At 52.0% G+C, this 18,360-nt stretch carries 12 protein-coding genes; 1 reads left to right on the forward strand and 11 read right to left on the reverse strand.

Annotation, left to right across the window (positions count from 1 at the left end; translation table 11 throughout):
- Nucleotides 1–29 precede the first annotated feature (29 nt).
- The 10 genes from gspC to glcD all read right to left on the reverse strand — a co-directional run bounded on the left by gspC (nucleotide 30) and on the right by glcD (nucleotide 15,958).
- Nucleotides 30–989, reverse strand: a complete 960-nt coding sequence (gspC, locus tag RGV86_RS08990) for a type II secretion system protein GspC (protein WP_085461172.1) — start codon at nucleotides 987–989, stop codon at nucleotides 30–32.
- A gap of 15 nt (nucleotides 990–1,004) precedes the next feature.
- On the reverse strand, nucleotides 1,005–1,415 hold the full coding sequence (gene gspS2, locus RGV86_RS08995; protein WP_065227660.1) for a type II secretion system pilot lipoprotein GspS-beta: 411 nt from the start codon (nucleotides 1,413–1,415) through the stop codon (nucleotides 1,005–1,007).
- A 65-nt stretch (nucleotides 1,416–1,480) separates the two neighbouring features.
- Nucleotides 1,481–2,290 (reverse strand): prepilin peptidase PppA, encoded by an 810-nt coding sequence (gene pppA, locus RGV86_RS09000; protein WP_085461173.1) that lies wholly within the window; start codon nucleotides 2,288–2,290, stop codon nucleotides 1,481–1,483.
- A 193-nt stretch (nucleotides 2,291–2,483) separates the two neighbouring features.
- Complete coding sequence (sslE, locus tag RGV86_RS09005) at nucleotides 2,484–7,037, reverse strand: lipoprotein metalloprotease SslE (RefSeq protein WP_085461174.1); 4,554 nt, start codon at nucleotides 7,035–7,037, stop codon at nucleotides 2,484–2,486.
- A 495-nt stretch (nucleotides 7,038–7,532) separates the two neighbouring features.
- Complete coding sequence (gene glcA / locus RGV86_RS09010) at nucleotides 7,533–9,215, reverse strand: glycolate permease GlcA (protein ID WP_000259282.1); 1,683 nt, start codon at nucleotides 9,213–9,215, stop codon at nucleotides 7,533–7,535.
- 355 nt (nucleotides 9,216–9,570) lie between these two features.
- Nucleotides 9,571–11,742 carry a malate synthase G gene (gene glcB, locus RGV86_RS09015; protein ID WP_137598333.1) on the reverse strand — a complete coding sequence of 724 codons (2,172 nt, stop codon included), beginning with the start codon at nucleotides 11,740–11,742 and terminating at the stop codon, nucleotides 9,571–9,573.
- Between the two features lie 21 nt (nucleotides 11,743–11,763).
- Nucleotides 11,764–12,168 carry a GlcG family protein gene (locus tag RGV86_RS09020; protein WP_000853256.1) on the reverse strand — a complete coding sequence of 135 codons (405 nt, stop codon included), beginning with the start codon at nucleotides 12,166–12,168 and terminating at the stop codon, nucleotides 11,764–11,766.
- A gap of 4 nt (nucleotides 12,169–12,172) precedes the next feature.
- Nucleotides 12,173–13,396 carry a glycolate oxidase subunit GlcF gene (gene glcF / locus RGV86_RS09025; RefSeq protein WP_001194819.1) on the reverse strand — a complete coding sequence of 408 codons (1,224 nt, stop codon included), beginning with the start codon at nucleotides 13,394–13,396 and terminating at the stop codon, nucleotides 12,173–12,175.
- A 10-nt stretch (nucleotides 13,397–13,406) separates the two neighbouring features.
- On the reverse strand, nucleotides 13,407–14,459 hold the full coding sequence (glcE, locus tag RGV86_RS09030; protein WP_137598334.1) for a glycolate oxidase subunit GlcE: 1,053 nt from the start codon (nucleotides 14,457–14,459) through the stop codon (nucleotides 13,407–13,409).
- The gene (glcD, locus tag RGV86_RS09035) at nucleotides 14,459–15,958 is read right to left on the reverse strand and encodes a glycolate oxidase subunit GlcD (protein ID WP_032226261.1); all 1,500 of its coding nucleotides are present in this window, start codon (nucleotides 15,956–15,958) and stop codon (nucleotides 14,459–14,461) included. Before glcD ends, glcE begins: the two co-directional genes overlap by 1 nt.
- 250 nt (nucleotides 15,959–16,208) lie before the next feature.
- Here glcD and glcC point away from each other — a divergent pair, with 250 nt between their 5' ends.
- The gene (gene glcC / locus RGV86_RS09040) at nucleotides 16,209–16,973 is read left to right on the forward strand and encodes a transcriptional regulator GlcC (RefSeq protein ID WP_309508378.1); all 765 of its coding nucleotides are present in this window, start codon (nucleotides 16,209–16,211) and stop codon (nucleotides 16,971–16,973) included.
- A gap of 82 nt (nucleotides 16,974–17,055) precedes the next feature.
- Here the strand turns inward: glcC and yghO are convergent, their stop codons facing one another.
- On the reverse strand, nucleotides 17,056–18,180 hold the full coding sequence (yghO, locus tag RGV86_RS09045; protein WP_085461177.1) for a protein YghO: 1,125 nt from the start codon (nucleotides 18,178–18,180) through the stop codon (nucleotides 17,056–17,058).
- Nucleotides 18,181–18,360: the final 180 nt, after the last annotated feature.

An 18,360-nucleotide genomic window follows, 5' to 3' on the forward strand; every position in this document is an offset into this window, starting at 1 on the left:
GATGAATGATTCTCCTGGATTAAATGCGGTTAGCGCAGCGCGATGGAAATATCGTAGCGCGCACCCTTGCGTAAAACCGTAAGTTGAATGGAATCCATTGAAGGTAACTGCCGCATCAGAGCAATCATTGCTCGCGGATCAGTAAAATCCTGCTGATTTAGCGCAATGGCGATATCGCCGTCCTTGAAACCGCTGGCATCGAACAGAGAACGATCTACCCCCGGTTTCACTGCATAACCGACAATCCCCTCCTTACGCACGGGCGTAAGCTGGATATAGTTAAAAATTTTCTGCGGATCTTTCGCCAGCGCCTGACGCACGGCAACCGGGATCTCAACTGGCGCACTGGCAGTAGGTTCGGCAACAGCTTGCTTTACTTCGTCACTGACGGCTTTTTTGTTGGTCACGGCTACGGTGGAACGCTCCTCTTCTGCCAGACTCAGGCGCTCCATTTTTCCCTGATAGCGCAGCATCACATGGTCGCGATTGATTTCCTCAATCACCGCGTTGTGAGAGCCAAGCCGTTCCCCCTGTAAATAGACCTGCTGTTTGCCGCCTTCTTCAATAACCGCGCCGGGTCTGGCACCAAAGGCGATCCCGCGCAGCACCACGTTAAGACGCGTTTCTGCCACAGGCACAGGTTCGGGTTGTTTTACCGGCGCGGCGACGGGCTGATATTTGCCAAACCAGTTTTGCTGGCTGATTAATTGCACGTCTTTTTGCTCAAACGTTTTTGCATCCGCACGTGCCGGTTTATTCGCCGATGGAGAAGGCGATGTATATTCCGCAGAAAAGGAGATATAGCGCCAGAGTGAATACGCCATTTTTGCAGAAATAATAAGCAGCATCAGCCAGAACATCGCGCGTACAATTTTTCGCAGATGCTCTTTGTCTGTATTAAGAGATTGTCTCTGGCTAAGAGTGTGACGAATTTTAGTCAGCCATTGAATGAGATAAATTCGTGCGTCACGAAAAACAACCCGCGCCAATTTATATACCCGACGTTATGCTTTGACTATTCCACAGGTGGTACGATCCAGTTTTCTCTGATACTGGTTACCTGTACGTGTATCATTAATCGTTATGCTGTAATTAATTCCCTCAGTGATCATTAATTTCACCGTCGGGTCAGCGCACATTTGTCGTTGATAGCTGGTTAAAAAGGCGTCAGGCGTCTGCGTTGTTTGTGTACCCGCTTCGCTGATAATGGTCATTTTTACCGTCGCACCGCTACTTTGCGCCAGCACTAAGGTATATCCCGCAGATTTAATTGGCAGGTTTTGACTGATATTTTGCGCCTGTTTTTTCGCCAGTAAACTGGCGTTTTCATTATGGCTGGCGCAGCCACTTAATAATCCTGTAACGCTCAACAATAGCGATATTAATACCCTCCCTGGCATCTGTTTTATCGACATAGTAAATAATCTCTAAGGTTATTAATAAGAGTAAAAATGTCACTTTGATAATGACGTGGTTATCATTAAAACAATGCCTGTAGATAAAGTGTTGCTATACCGCCCAGACTTAAACACGGTCCAAAAGGCAGTGTGGTTGATCCTCTTTTTGTAATAACGGCATATATCAGGCCGCAGCATGAGGCGATTAAAGCAACATTGGGCAGTGATAACGGCCCCACCCAACTACCTAAAGCGGCGAACAATAATACATCGCCCATGCCTAATGCTTCTTTACGCAGAACTATTCCGGCTATCCAGCGCAGGGAGTAAAAAGTGATAAATCCCCCCAGGACGCCGGTAACTGCGTCTTGTAGCGTGAGCGGACTCTGCTGCGCCCATGCCGCAATCAGCCCGGTCCACAATACGCCCTGAGTAAAAACATCGGGCAGCCATTGGTGATCGAGGTCGATGATGCTCGCGGCAATCAGCCAGGCGGATAATATCATCACCGCCAGCCCCCATCCACTTTCCGGCCAGACCAGACTCGCCAGCAAAAAAGCGAGTGCCGTCAATAACTCCACCAGCGGATAACGCTTGCTGATTTTCGCCTGACAGTCGCGGCAGCGCCCTTTGAGCATCAGCCAGGAGAACAGCGGAATATTGTCACGAACGCGGATGGTCTGCTGGCAATGCGGACAGTGCGAACGTGGCAGCGCCAGGCTTATTTTTGACTGCGCACTCGGCGTTTCACCGTGAAACTCCGCCATTTGTTGGCGAAGCATGATGGGGTAACGCCAAATCACCACATTCAAAAAACTGCCGATGATTAATCCTCCAACGGTTGCCAGAATGGGCATCACCGCTGGATATTGCTGAAAAACATCAAAATGCATGGTTAAAGGTTGTTTGTTGTAATTTGCCGGATGCGGCGTAAAACGCCTTATCCGGCTTACAGGAGTCTGCCAACGCAAGTAATCGCGGCTTTTCCTGTAGCTCCGATAAGTTGGCACATCGGGCATATGTGTTAACCCGATGCGCCTTATATCATGCCGGATGCGGCGTAAACGCCTTATCCGGCATACAGGCTTACTCGGCAGACATCTTATGCTCGGTAACCTTGTTAATGGTTTCCGGCCCTTGCTGCGGTTTCGGCAGACCAAGCGCCGCGAGCGTGTTGTAAGCCGACTGGCTCACGCCACCCTCGAAGCTCATCTCGCTCGCCCCCGGAAGCTGGTAAGCATTCGCGCCCGGATTCCATTTCTTAAAGAACTCCGAAAGATCCGCCTGTGCGACCCAGGAGGCACACAGCATCAGCGTGTCCGCAGCGTTACCGTTGGATTCGGCACAGTAATTTTTTTCGCCAAACTTAGTTTTACCAACATCATCGCCGCGCGCTTTACGGTGCATCAACTGGAACAGGTTCCAGCCTTTCATCCCTTCACGATCGCTGTAGAACGCTGGCAGTTGCCCCTCTGGATACCACTTCGTGATATCAAAGTTTTTCTCTGCCCATTCCTTCAACTGTGCGTACATCAGCAGACGGTCACCCGCACCGCCGCGCGCCCATGCCTGACCGTTGCTCTCGTTCAGATATTCCGGCGCAACGGTAATATCGTCAGCGACACGGTTCATCTTGCCGAGATAGCGATCCTGCATGTACAGCGCCAGCACGTTGTTCGCTACTTCAGTTGCGCCCGGTACAGTCAGCGGCGTTTCTGCGGCGTTGTGCCCCACTTCATGCCAGATCAACCAGTCGTTCAGCGGCGTCGTCGGCAGCGTGGTGCTGTTCGTCGAGAAGCTGCTGTTCATCACCGGATAACCAGAGTGCGCATCACCAATGGAGATCTGCACATCGTTGGCGAAACGATGTTTATGCCCCGTCAATGCTTTATAGGTAAACATCCGGTGCTTACCGCTCGTTTCATCACGACCGTAGAAGTCATTCATCGAGCTGGCAAAGGTATCCAGATCTTTAGCGAATTCTGCTACACCACCAGTGAAATTGCTGGCCTCAAGGTTCTTCTTCGGCGTGGTATAAACGAAAGCGTCTGACTCCAGCTCGCCCAACGGCGCAGGGGATTTCAGATCGTTTTTCCATTTACCGTCTTTATAGAACGGCGCTTTTACCACACCGGTAAAGGTGAAGCTGGCAGATTTATTATTCTCCTTGCTATCGCCCTTGATATAAATCAGACCACCGTAAGGAACCGTAAACTTCACCTCACCATTGGCTTTCAGATCATAGGTTTTAGTCACTCTTGGCGGACGGTTCAGCGCGACTTCATGCTTCTCACGCCCGGTCAGGTCGTCAGCCAGCGCCACGGTGACAGTCACAGGAACGTTCGCATTGGACTTAATGGTGACCTCTTTCTGAGCCGGAGCCCACAGACCAGTAGACTGCATGTTACCCGCAAACCATTTGGTCGGATTCGAGTACAGGCTGATGGTTTCAGTAACATTCTCACCTTCAGCCGATACTGCTCCCGGATACTTCTCGACATCAACTTTGATGTTCAGATCCCACCAGGAACGCCCCAGCATCAGGCGAGTCAGCGGTTTTTCCATATAGTTGAGCGGATAGCTCGGGTTCATCATGCCCGCTTTGGCAGTATTATCTCCGTAGATCATCTTGTTATCGACAAGCGATTGTTTCAGCTCTGCGGAGCACTGCGTGCCTTTGGTGTAAGCATTGTTGGCGTAGCAGTTCAGGAACTCGGTGAACGTTTTAAAGCCCAGCTCGTCATCCTTGCTGCTGTCATAGCTGTATTCAATTTCATTCCACAGCCAGACCGACATGTTCTGGTACAGACGTTCCAGATCGACGCTGCTCAGACGCTCACCTTTGCGACCATTGGTACGGAAGTAAAGCTCGTGCTGATACAGGCGCTGAATGTTAGTCCCCAAATCTGCCGCCTGTAGCATCGCTTTCGCGGTGTCGGCGCTGAGATTCAGTTGCGTATAGCGCGGAACATACATGCCCCCGGTTACCGGAACGTTCGTGCCAGGACGATATTCCAGACAGTTGACCTCGTAGTGGTAGTCAGGATCCTTACACACCTCTAATCCAGGAAATGCCTTAAGGATTTTTGCCTTTGCCGCCTCCAGGGACTCGTTTGTTTCATGCTCCGCCTCATCGATAAAGGCATAACGCTTGACCTGTTTGCCATCGACATCTTCCAGCCAGCTGGCCACTTCCAGTTTCGGCTTGTCATCAGGCTTGTTTTCTTGCTGGTATTTCCAGATAACTTCTTTCGTTGTTTCATCGATGGTATACGGCGGTTTACCGTCGACAAACGGATAACGTTCATATACCCAGATACCTTTTTCGCGCTGCTGACGAACGCGATCCGGATACCCTTGAGGATCGTTATTCACCACCGACTTGTTCAGTGCCATTGACAGGCCTGCGGCATCAAGCAGACGCACAAAGCCGGACGCACTCTCTTCCTTAAGATTGCTCATCACGTTTTCCATGATCAGCACCGATCCGCCTTTGTTCAGATAGGCGATCAGATCCGTCACATCCTGCTGAGTCAGCTTCGGTTTGCTGGTATCTGCACGCAGCGGGATTGCATAGGGATCGTTACCCACCTGAGTCACATACTCAAAGCCGTTGAGGATCAGCAGCGGCACTTTTTGCGGATCGAGATCGCTATAGCTACTTAAATGCTCAACGGTGATACCCGCAAAATCCGGATGGAAGCCGAACTCAGCACTGTTTCCTGTAACCTGACCATGACGTTTGAAATAGACGGTATCCAGGTTGGTGCCCACGGTCATGCTGGTTTTCGCATCTGGAGTCCAGCTATTGTTAGACAGATAGCGCAACACGTTCTGCATAAAGTGCTTCATATCATTTGAATCACCGTTACGCATACACTGACCGTTTTTATCAACACCGCCTTCCCAGCTGTAACCGTTCGGGCAACGCAGGATGCTGTTGTAGTGCGGGTTACCGATAACCATCAGTTTGCCCTCACCAACTTGCCCCAGCGAGATAAACGGCAGGTTGAAGGTGGCAGTTTCGCGTGTCACGTTCTCCGGTCGCACAATGGAAGGCGCTTCCGTAATGTACGCCAGCTCGTTTTTATCCCAGGCGCGTTTTTCGCCAAACGCCAGCCAGTAGTTTTTATCATTACGCGCCATCAGAATCGGGAATGCCGCGTTGGAGATATTCACCACCGCCTGACCGCGCGCATTACCGGTGCTACCATAGAAGTTGGTAGAGTCATGGAAAACGTGGAATTTCGTCACTGATTTGTAATCTTTATCCACACCCCACAGCTTGTTGATAACGCCCTGAATCTGACCTTCGTTAACATTGCGAGCAGTCAACGAGAACCAACGTTGAGAGTTGCAGCCCCCAAGGGAGTCACAAATCGCCGTATCAATCTCTTTAGCCTGCCCGGATTTAAGTTGCTCAAGAAATTCGTTCTTCCGCTCAAAGGTTTGATCGCCTTCGCTCAACGTCTCGCCATTGGATAACGAGAGATTGATAATCTCGTTGATCACGTTGGGATACTCGGCAAAGACCTGGCGCACTACATCCGGCACTTCACGCTCATCATTTTTTCCGGCCTGGGAGTAACGATGAATAAGTTGATCGATATTTGCCCCGCGAACTTCATCGCCCAGTTCCGTCAGTGCAATAGTCGACTTATTGCCGCGTACTGAACCCAGTTCAAAGGTGTCGATACCAAAGGAGATGGTTTCACCCCAGCTGAAGTTGAATTTGCCGTTTTCGCCAGTTACGCCACGGCCTGAGCTGGTGTAGTAATTTACGCCAACCACACCATTGCCCATGCTGTCGACCAGGCGACCTTCAGAAAGAATGATTTCCGTAGGTTGATACTGATAAAACTGTTCCGCGTTAGCCGACACGAAGGAAGCGTTCAGATCCGGTTTTGTTCCCGGCGTCGTGACGGGCACTACCGGTGAAGTATGAGTGGATGGCGCCTTATCGGTCGCGGCATTGTTTTCCACCTCTTCATTGACCAGCTTTTTGAACGCTTCCGGTGCCAGATCGATTTGCTTATACAGCGAATCGAAGCGTTTACTCTCCATCACCGAGGAGAAGGTCAGGCAAACCTGTTCTGTATCCGCCGGACAACTGTTCATGGAGGTTACCAGCGAGAGCGCATTGCTTTTCTTATCGTCGGACTCCGCCAGTTCTTGCGCGTCCTCAAGGCTAAACGACACTTTTTCAACCGCACGCAGGCTACGCGCAGCTTCTGACTGAGTGTCGAAGGTAGCAATTGTCGTGTTGTTCCCTGCCACACAGGTGACTTTGTCGCCTGGCGTAAAGGTAAAGCCGTCGCTGGATTCACCATTACATTTAGCACCGATTACCCGCTGGCTTCCGCCCAGGGTCAGATAACCCGTTTTCGTAGGAACAGGTTCTGGCTCCGGTTCTGGCGTTGGCTCTGGATCAGGTGTCGGCTCCGGAGTAGGTTCAGGCTCCGGCGTCGGCTCCGGGTTTGGTGTTGGATCAGGTTTCACTTCCGGCAAAGACCCTGTTCCAGAATCTACAGGCGGAGTATCGGAGGACGATCCTGAACCACCGCCATCACAACCGGCTAACAGGGTTGCGCTCAAAATAGCCGCTAAAAGCGATTTCTTATATTTAAATTTCTTATTCATTAATAACGCAAGTGACAAAATAAAGTTAAAAGATTCGTAACTGGGGAAATAGTTTTATGCTTTATCTTCTCTAATAATTTCCTCCATTCTTAAGAAAACTGCATTATTGATAACAAAACAGGTGAAATTTATAAGAATATCCCCTATACGATGCCAGTCGGGGTATTTATCAAAAGATTTAACAAACAAAAAAGTAACAATTATTCACAATGTGACTATCTCAAGCTGTTGATAGTTTTAACGATTGCGATTGCAAAAGCAACAGATAGCACGGTGTTTACTCATCAAGCGAACATAATTAATACAGACTTGTTTTGCGGGACAAAAAAATAGATATTCTCACGCACTTAATTATTTAGCGGGTTATCTGAATACAAAACATTATTGCTGCATAGATAATAAATCGGGAAATGATTTTTTAATTAATAAGACAGAATAATGTAACCAGCAAAGAATGAAGCCGGATGATATTGACGATCATCCGGCTTTGTTGACTTACGAGACTAACATTCCGGTAAACACATACGCCTGCAACAGCGTGATAATGCCGATAACGCTGGCAAAAATCAGACTGTGCTTCACGGTGTAGCGGAACAGTTCAGATTCTCGACCCACCATGCCCGTCGCGGCGCAGGCCACGGCGATAGATTGTGGGGAGATCATCTTGCCAGTTACGCCGCCGCTGGTGTTTGCTGCCACCAGCAGAGTGTCAGAGACGTTGATTTGCTGCGCCGTGGTCGATTGCAGTGAACCAAACAGGGCGTTAGAGGAAGTGTCCGAGCCGGTAAGGAATACCCCCAGCCAGCCGAGGAATGGCGAAAAGAACGGGAACATTACGCCAGTGCCCGCCAGTACCAGCGCCAGCGTGGTGGACATACCGGAATAGTTGGTCACGAAGGCAAATGCCAGCACCATGCCAATCGACAATATCGGCCACTTCAGGCTAATTAGCGTTTCGGCAAAGACGCCAATGCCTTTCTTGATCCCCACGCCGAGAATGAAGATAGAGATAATCGCCGCAATAAAAATAGCGGTGCCGCCAGCGGACAGCGGGTCGAATTTAAAAACCGCATCCATCGGTGTCGGCTGGGCGACAATGGGCGCCGCTTTCAGTACCTGCTGATGCAAATGAGGGATCTGGAAATTAATCACCAGCGAATAAAACGCACCGCCCGGAGCAAATAACGCTTTAAATGGCTTCATCGTCCAGATGGTGACCAGCACCGTTAAGATTAAAAACGGTGACCAGGCGCGAATGATTTGCCCCAGACTATATTCTGAAGGCACGGGACCGCCAGAAGACGGTTTATTCACCACCATCGCACCTGCGGATTGCCCCATGCTGATTGCCGTTTCGGTATTTTTCGGCCGCCATACTTTAAGGAATAAAGAGAGTGAGACGATACTCACCAGCGCCGAAGTAATATCCGGCAGTTCCGGGCCAATATAGTTAGAAGTAAAGAACTGAGTAACCGCAAAGCTACCACCCGCAACCAGCGCCGCTGGCCACGTCTCTTTCACCCCTTTCCAGCCGTCCATCATCGCCACCAGCCAGAACGGCACAAGAACTGACAGGAACGGCAACTGACGTCCCGCCATTGCACCAATATCAAACGGATCGATTCCCGTTACCTGACCGGCGACCAGAATTGGCACACCCAACGCACCAAACGCCACCGGCGCAGTGTTGGCAATCAGGCACAGCCCCGCCGCATATAACGGTTTGAAGCCCAGGCCCACCAGCAGCGCACCGGTAATCGCCACCGGCGCACCAAAGCCAGCCGCCCCTTCCAGCAGAGCGCCAAAGGAGAAACCAATCAGTAACACCTGCAAACGCTGATCGTCGGTGATGGAGATAACCGAGCTGCGGATAATATCGAACTGACCGCTGGCAACGGTTAATTTATAGAGGAATACCGCTGCGACAATAATCCACGCAATTGGCCATAATCCATAAATAAAGCCATAGCCTGCAGCAGCAAATGCCATATCAATCGGCATTTTAAAGGCGAATATCGCAATCAGGATAGATAATATAAGGGTTATTGCTCCGGCGACATGTCCTTTCAGACGTAATACCGCGAGTGCAACGAAGAAGAATATTATCGGGATCAAGGCGACCAGAGCGGATAGCCCCAGTCCTCCCATCGGCATATACATTTGGGTCCAGGTAACCATATTGTTCAGTCTCTTATTATCTTTATATGCTTGATATACTTAAGGTTGTAATAAGCAAAAGAGGACCGAACTGTAAAATATAGGGGTTATACTTTACAGCAACAGCACGCTGCTAACGCAATTGCTACCTCTGGCATAACAAGTATATCGGGTAAGGGTTTCTGTTCCGCGCACGCAGGCGCAGAGTATCGTTAAGATGTCCATATTGTTGTTTTAATCCCGCTAGTGATGCGCTACGGGTATTTAATATTGTTAAACCCTGATAATCGCTCCGGTTATTTCCGGGGTAAATGTACTACCGCAGTAACTATAATAGCCCCGACAATAAAACTTGCCGGGGCTTTTGCTATTGCTATTAATGACTTTCTTTTTCGCGTAAACGCCAGGCATGTAATAACGGTTCGGTATAACCGTTTGGCTGTTTCACACCGAGGAAGATTAAATCGCTGGCGGCTTTAAATGCACACGAGTTAGCGAAATTCCCCACCATCGGACGATACGCCGGATCGCCAGCATTTTGCTGATCCACCACTTTCGCCATGTTCTCCAGCGACGCCTGCACCTGTTCTTTGGTCAGAATACCGTGACGTAACCAGTTGGCGATATGCTGGCTGGAGATGCGCAGCGTTGCGCGGTCTTCCATCAGCGCCACGTTGTGAATATCCGGCACTTTTGAACAACCAATCCCCTGCTCCACCCAACGCACCACGTACCCCAGAATCCCCTGCACGTTGTTATCCAGCTCTTGTTGGATCTCTTGCGCCGACCAGTTCGCGTTTTCAGCTACCGGAATAGTCAGCAGATCGTCCAGCAGAGGTTCAAATTCAGCATTGAACTCGGTCTGGGCAATGTTGGCTTGCACGCTCTGTACGTTGGTTTGGTGGTAGTGCAGCGCATGGAGTGTAGCGGCGGTTGGCGACGGAACCCAGGCCGTGTTTGCCCCGGCACGCAGCTGGTCGCCCTTCTGGCTGTACATGTCTGCCATCAGGTCCGGCATTGCCCACATGCCTTTACCGATTTGCGCTTTACCGCGCAGCCCACAGAACAGACCAGACAGCACGTTATTGCGCTCGTAGGCTTTGATCCACGGTGTCGATTTCATCTGGTTTTTACGCAACATCGGGCCAGCTTCCATCACCGAATGCATCTCATCACCGGTACGGTCGAGGAAGCCGGTGTTGATGAACGCCACGCGGTTGCGTGCCTGAGCGATACAGCTACGCAAGTTCAGCGAGGTTCGGCGTTCTTCATCCATAATGCCCATTTTCAGGGTATTCGGTGCCATACCGAGCATTGTCTCAATGCGGGTAAACAGTTTGTTGGCGAACGCCACTTCCTGCGGACCGTGCATTTTCGGTTTCACAATATAGACGCTGCCGGTACGCGAGTTTTTCTGCACTTTTAAATCGTAGAGGGCAATCGCGCCAGTCATGACGCCATCAAGAATGCCTTCCGGGATTTCATTGCCTTCGCTGTCCCAAATCACAGGAATAGTCATCAAATGACCCACGTTGCGGATAAACAGCAACGAGCGTCCGTGCAGAGAAATTTCAGAGCCATCGGCGGCGGTGTACTGACGATCGTCATTCAGTTTACGCACGATTTGCCGACCGTTTTTCTCCATTTTCTCTTGCAGAGTGCCCTGCATCAGGCCCAGCAGGTTGCGGTACAGCAGGATTTTATCTTCCGCATCAACCGCCGCGACCGAATCTTCGCAGTCGAGAATGGTACTGATGGCAGCTTCGACGATAACATCGTTGATGTGCGCCGGATCGTCTTTACCAATCCGCCCGTTGGCATCGATTTGCAGCTCGATATGCAGGCCGTTATTTTTCAGCAAAATGCAGGTCGGCGCAGCGGCATCGCCACGGTAACCGACAAACTGTGCTGGAGTACGTAACGTGGTTTCTTTACCATTTTTCAACTGGATGCGTAATTGTTTATCGACCACCTTAAACGCCACCACATCCTGATAGCTGCCGTTTTCCAGCGGTAGTGATTCATCGAGGAAACGTCGAACCCAGGCGATAACCTGCTCACCGCGCTGTGGATCGTAGCCGCTGACCATCGCCCCTTCCTGCGGGATGATGTCGCTGCCGTATAACGCATCGTACAGTGAGCCCCAGCGAGCGTTCGCCGCGTTCAGCGCGTAGCGGGCATTCATTGCCGGAACCACCAGTTGCGGCCCCGCCTGGCTGGTGATTTCGCTGTCGATGCCCGTGGTTTCCACCGTCACGTGCTCCGGTTGCGGCACCAGGTAGCCCAGTTCACGCAGGAAAGATTTATAGGCCGCTTTATCTTTTACCGGCCCCGGATTGCTGCGATGCCACTCATCAAGCGCCGCCTGAATGCGATCGCGTTCTGCCAGCAACTGACGATTTTCTGGTGCCAGATCGTGAACAATCTCATCAACATTGCGCCAGAACGCGGCAGCATCCAGTTCCACGCCCGGCAAAACTTCTTCATCCACAAAACGTTTAAAATTGGCGTCAATGCGTAAACGGCCCTGGGTTATGGTTTCACTCATTATTTATCTCCTCGTTTTCGCTTATTTCGCCAACACCGCTGCTGCCGCTTTCGCGACCTGCGCATCCTGTGCTCCGGTTAAACCAGAAACGCCCACGGCACCAATAATTTGCCCATCCACAACAACCGGTACGCCGCCTTCCAGCGACGTCAGTAACGGCGCAGTCACGAACGCGGTACGTCCGTTGTTCACCATCTCTTCATAGCCCTTAGTTTCACGACGCCCCAGCGCGGCGGTACGCGCTTTCTCCTGGGAGATGTAAGCCGCAATCGGCGCGCAATCATCCATGCGACTTAACGCCAGCAGATGACCGCCGTCATCGGCAACAGCAATGGAAACAGACCAGTTATTTTTCTGCGCCTCTTCCTGACCTGCGGCAATGATTGCACTCGCCATTTGCTGGCTAAGAATGACTTTAGTTTTCATTTTGTTATTCCTTTTCAAGGGCTTGTTCTACAATTTCAATCCAGTGGCGCACAGAGGTACGACCGGCGCTCGCCAGATGCGTCTGGCAACCAATGTTGGCGGTGACGATCATTTCCGGTTTGCCGCTTTCCAGCGCATTCATTTTGTTATCCCGCAGCTGGCGCGCCAGATCGGGATGCGTTAACGCATATGTTCCCGCCGACCCGCAGCACAGATGGCTGTCGGGAACGTCGGTTAAGGTAAATCCCAGCCGCAGTAACACTTTTTCTACTTCGCCGTTCAGCTTTTGCGCATGTTGCAGGGTACACGGGCAGTGGAAGGCCAGTTTTTTATCGCCGCGAATCGCCAGTTTTTCCAGCGGTTCCTCGCGCAACAGTTCGACTAAATCGACCGCCAGTTCACTGACCTGACGTGCTTTATCGGCATACAGCGCATCGTTTTTCAGCATCTGCCCATACTCTTTGACGAACGCACCGCAGCCGCTGGCAGTTTGCAAAATTGCCTCGGCACCTGCTTCAATCGCCGGCCACCAGGCATCAATATTATTGCGCGCCCGCGCCAGCCCTTTCTCCTGCGCATTAAGATGATAGTCCACCGCGCCACAACAGCCTGCTTCGTTAGCTGGCATGACGCTGATCCCCAGACGATCCAGCACTCGCGCAGTTGCCGCGTTGGTGTTGGGCGAAAGCGTAGGCTGGGCGCAGCCTTCCAGCATTAAAACCCGACGCTTATGGCGCAGCGGCGGACGCGGTTTAGCTTTCACCGTTTCGGCAGGCAGTTTTGCTCTGACCTGTTCCGGCAAAAACGGTCGCAGCACCAGCCCTACCTGCGTCAATGCGCGAAAGACCGCCGGACGCGGCACTACCTGGCGCAATCCTTCGCGCAGCATTCGCTCCGGCAGTGGGCGTTTCACTTTCTGCTCGACAATATCACGCCCGATATCCAGTAAATTGTGATAGCGCACACCAGAAGGACAGGTGGTTTCACAATTGCGGCAAGTGAGACAGCGATCGAGATGCTCCTGCGTTTTAAGCGTAACTTCGTTGCCTTCCAGCACCTGTTTAATCAGATAGATGCGCCCGCGCGGCCCGTCCAGTTCATCCCCCAGAAGCTGATAGGTTGGGCAGGTTGCAGTACAAAATCCGCAGTGAACACAGGCGCGCAGGATGCTGTCGGCTTCCAGCGCGCGCGCGTTCTGACGCATCTCTTCGGTTAATCGGGTTTGCATAGCCTGCTCCTCATAGTTCCGCGTACATGCGACCGGGGTTAAACACGCCGCAAGGGTCGAGCTGCTTTTTAAGTTGCTGGTGATAGCGGAATAAAGGAGCCGGTAGCGGAGCAAAGCCGCCATCTCCGGCACTAAAGCGAGTCGCATGACCGCCAGCGTTGCGGGCGATGCGGTGGATTTGATTGTCATCGGCTGTCGATTTCAGCCAGCGTAACGCGCCGCCCCAGTCGATCAGTTGCTCGCCGGGTAAATCCATCATCGGCGCATCGGTGGGTAAGGAAATGCGCCATAAAGTGCCCGGTAATGAGAAGAACGGCAATTGTTGTTCGCGCAATTGCTGCCAGAACTGACCAGCGACCTCTTCGCCACCCAGCAGTTCACGCGCTGCTTTTACCGATCCTTCACCGCCTTCAAGGCGGAGCCACAAGGCGTTGTCGAAATAACATAAGCCGCTAATGGGAAGTGGCTGGAGTTGCCACTGGGCGATTTCACTCATGGCTTCTTGTAGGCTGATTTCCCGCCGCAGGCTCAAGGTAGCGCGCGGTCGCGGCAACACTTTCATTGAGATTTCAGTGAGTACGCCAAGACAACCGTAGCTTCCGGCCATTAACCGCGAGAGATCGTATCCGGCGACGTTTTTCATCACTTCGCCGCCAAAGCGCAGATGTTTTCCAGTGCCGGTAATGATGCGCGTACCGAGGACAAAATCGCGTACGGAACCGCTCCACGGGCGACGCGGCCCCGCCAGTCCGCAGGCGACCATCCCGCCCCAGGTGGCTTCTTCACCATAATGCGGCGGCTCGCAGGGGAGCATTTGCCCCGCACTTTCCAGCGCCGCTTCAATCGCCACCAGCGGCGTTCCGGCGCGAGCGGTGATCACCAGTTCGGTCGGGTCGTAATTAACAATGCCGCGATGACAACGCACATCCAGTGTTTGCCCGGTGACAGGACGACCTAAAAAGGCTTTGCTATTGCTGCCCTGAATCACCAGCGGCGTTTTATCGCTAATCGCCTGATTCACCTGCTCCAGCAGCGCCTGGCTGTAATCACACTCGCGTAGCATCAGAAACGCTCCAGTTCAGGAAAAGGTAAATGACCGTGATGCACATGCATGGCACCAAATTCAGCACAGCGGTGTAGCGTGGGAATGTTTTTCCCAGGGTTCAGCAAACCATCGGGGTCAAACGCCGCCTTGACCGCATGGAAGGTCGTGATTTCATCGCTGTTGAACTGGGCGCACATTTGATTGATTTTTTCGCGCCCAATGCCATGTTCCCCACTGATGCTGCCGCCCACTTCAACGCAGAGTTCGAGGATCTTCCCGCCCAGCTCTTCCGCGCGGGCAAATTCACCGGGTTCGTTGGCATCGAAAAGGATTAACGGGTGCATGTTGCCGTCTCCCGCGTGAAAGACGTTGGCAACGCGTAAATCATATTGCTGCGATAAACGGGCAATGCCTTCCAGTACGCCAGGCAGGGCGCGACGCGGGATGGTGCCGTCCATACAGTAGTAATCCGGCGAGATACGCCCCACCGCCGGGAAGGCGTTTTTGCGTCCGGCCCAGAAACGCACGCGCTCCGCTTCGTCCTGTGCCAGACGGACGTCAGTCGCGCCCGCTTTCAGTAAGATGTCGTTAACCCGCTCGCAGTCTTCCTGAACGTCAGACTCCACGCCGTCCAGCTCGCACAACAAAATCGCTTCGGCATCAACGGGATAACCAGCATGAATAAAATCTTCCGCTGCGCGGATCGACAGGTTATCCATCATCTCCAGCCCGCCGGGGATAATGCCATTGGCGATGATGTCACCGACGGCGAGTCCGGCTTTTTCTACCGAGTCAAAGCTGGCTAACAGAACCCGCGCCACGGGCGGCTTCGGCAGCAGTTTTACCGTCACTTCGGTGGTCACGCCGAGCATACCTTCCGATCCGGTGAACAGCGCCAGCAGGTCAAAACCAGGCGAATCCAGCGCGTCCGATCCCAGCGTCAGCGCCTCGCCGTCCAGCGTTTGCACTTCAATTTTCAGCAGGTTATGTACGGTCAGACCATATTTCAGGCAGTGGACGCCACCGGCATTTTCCGCCACATTGCCGCCAATTGAACAGGCGATTTGTGAGGAAGGATCCGGCGCGTAATAGAGATTATGCGGCGCAACGGCCTGGGAGATCGCCAGGTTACGCACGCCCGGCTGCACGCGCGCGCGGCGACCAACGGGGTTAATGTCGAGGATTTCTTTAAAGCGCGCCATCACCAACAACACACCTTTTTCCAGCGGCAGCGCGCCACCAGAAAGCCCGGTGCCTGCACCACGGGTCACCACCGGTACACGCAGGCGGTGGCAGACAGCCAGAATCGCTGTCACCTGTTCCATTTGCTTAGGCAGAACAACCAGTAATGGACGCGTGCGATACGCGCTCAACCCGTCACACTCGTAAGGAATGATCTCCTCATCGGTATGCAGGATCTCCAGTCCAGGGGCATGCTCACGCAGTGCCATCAGTACCGATGTGCGGTCGACATCGGGTAAAGCGCCATCAAGACGCTCTTCGTACAAGATGCTCATGAGTAGGCTTCGCTTTGTTGTGTTGTGTGGCAGCTGATTTTTGCGCGCTGCTTCTGTGAACAGTTATTAAGCGGGCTTTTTGTTTTCGTCTATCTCTTTAGCTACCGGTCAGACCATTTTTTTTCCAGCTCTGTGACCTTGCATTGGTTAACTTAATGTTAAATTGATGTAACATAATCACTTACGTGATGTGCGTGTTTTGCGAATTAAGAACAGAAAAATTGGTCCTACCTGTGCACGAGGTCCGGGAATGAAAGATGAGCGTCGCCCTATTTGCGAAGTAGTTGCAGAGAGTATCGAACGGTTGATTATCGACGGCGTGTTGAAGGTTGGGCAGCCGCTTCCTTCAGAGCGCCGACTGTGTGAAAAGCTCGGCTTCTCACGCTCCGCACTGCGCGAAGGGCTGACTGTGCTGCGCGGGCGCGGGATTATTGAAACGGCGCAGGGGCGTGATTCCCGTGTGGCTCGACTTGAGCGGGTGCAGGACACCAGCCCGCTAATCCATCTGTTCAGTACGCAGCCGCGAACGCTGTACGATCTGCTCGACGTTCGCGCACTGCTGGAAGGTGAATCAGCCAGGCTGGCGGCAACGCTGGGAACCCAGGCTGATTTTGTCTTGATAACCCGCTGTTATGAAAAAATGCTCGCCGCCAGTGAGAACAACAAAGAGATTTCGCTGATCGAACATGCGCAGTTGGATCACGCTTTTCATCGGGCGATTTGTCAGGCTTCCCACAATCAGGTGCTGGTATTTACTCTGCAATCATTGACCGACCTGATGTTTAATTCGGTGTTTGCCAGCGTGAATAATCTCTATCATCGACCACAGCAGAAGAAACAGATCGATCGCCAACATGCGCGGATCTATAACGCGGTTTTACAACGGTTGCCGCATGTCGCCCAGCGCGCCGCCCGCGATCACGTGATGACCGTAAAAAAGAATCTCCACGATATCGAGCTGGAAGGCCACCACTTGATTCGCTCGGCGGTGCCGCTGGAGATGAATCCGGGGTGAATGTGAGCCGAGTTTTCCTCCTCACCCTAACCCTCTCCTCGAGGGGCGAGGGGATCGCCCCTGCGCTTAATGGGAGCTGGTATTAAATGTGCTTTTCATACAATCGGTAACGTTTATACGGCTCCGCCCCAATGCGTTCCAGCATGTTATTCATGCCTGTATTGGTTTCGAGGATCCATGACATCTCCAGCGCATCGATCTTCCGGCGGGCAAACGGATCGCGTAAGGCTTCAATCAATAACAACGCAATCACCGGGCCGATGCGGCTGAACTGATACTCGTCCCGCACGCCCATCAGCGGTACTCGCGCAGTTCGCACACCGCTGACTTTTAAGCGCCACAGCAATTTTGCCCAGCCGAAGGGAAAGAGCGATCCATTCAGATCGGCAATCGCCTCGTTGATGTTCGGTAAGCCGACAATAAACGCACAGGGTGCAGAATCTATCTCAGCGATGTAGATCATATCGTCCGGCACCAGGTATTTAAGCTGATCGCCCATGGTCGCAAATTCGCGTTCGGTAAACGGCACAAATCCCCAGTTGTGCTGCCATCCAGAGTTGAAAATCTCACGCAGGATCTGCATTTCTTCGGCAAACCTCCGGCGATTGATGCAGCGAATGGTCACCTTCTTGCGTACCTGCTCCATCAGTTTTTTTAGCGCCGGAGAGAACGTGAGATCGGTTCGCTGCATCCACCACGCCAGTAGATCAATGCCTTTGCGATAACCCAATTGTTCAATATGCGCGGCATACCACGGTTTACCGTGCGGCATCATCGCGCATGGCGGTGTGTCAAAACCTTCAATCAGTAATCCGCTTTCCTGATTGATATTCAGGCTGAAAGGTCCGCTGATGTTGCGCGCGCCTTGTGACTTCAACCACGCTTCCGCTGCGCCAAATAAAGCGGCAAAAACCTGCGGATCATCAATGGCATCAATCATACCGAAATGACCAGTATCTTCACCGTAACGCTCACGGTGCAAGGTATCGATTTGCGCGGTAATGCGCCCGACTATCTGCCCCGCTTTTTTTGCCACCCACGCCTGCCAGATAATATGCTTCGTCCCCGGATTCTTCTCTGACAAATGCTCGCTGCGTTCAATGAATAAAGGAGGGATCCAGTTTGGATCATCGGGATAAAGTGATGACGGAAAAGCGATAAATGCCTTAAGGTCATGTTTATTTATTACTTTTTCAATTTTAATCATCAGCGGCTCGCATTCCCTACCTCAATGGCTAACAAATAATTAACGGAGGGAATACGGACAATAACCGAGATGTTCGGCATCTAAATAATCCATCCGATGAATATAAAATACTGCTTTTAATTATTGCGATAAAACCATCACCTACATTATCTGAAAAATATTAATATTTAGTGCTTAATG

It is taken from the genome of Escherichia ruysiae, from assembly GCF_031323975.1.
Classification (GTDB): domain Bacteria; phylum Pseudomonadota; class Gammaproteobacteria; order Enterobacterales; family Enterobacteriaceae; genus Escherichia; species Escherichia ruysiae.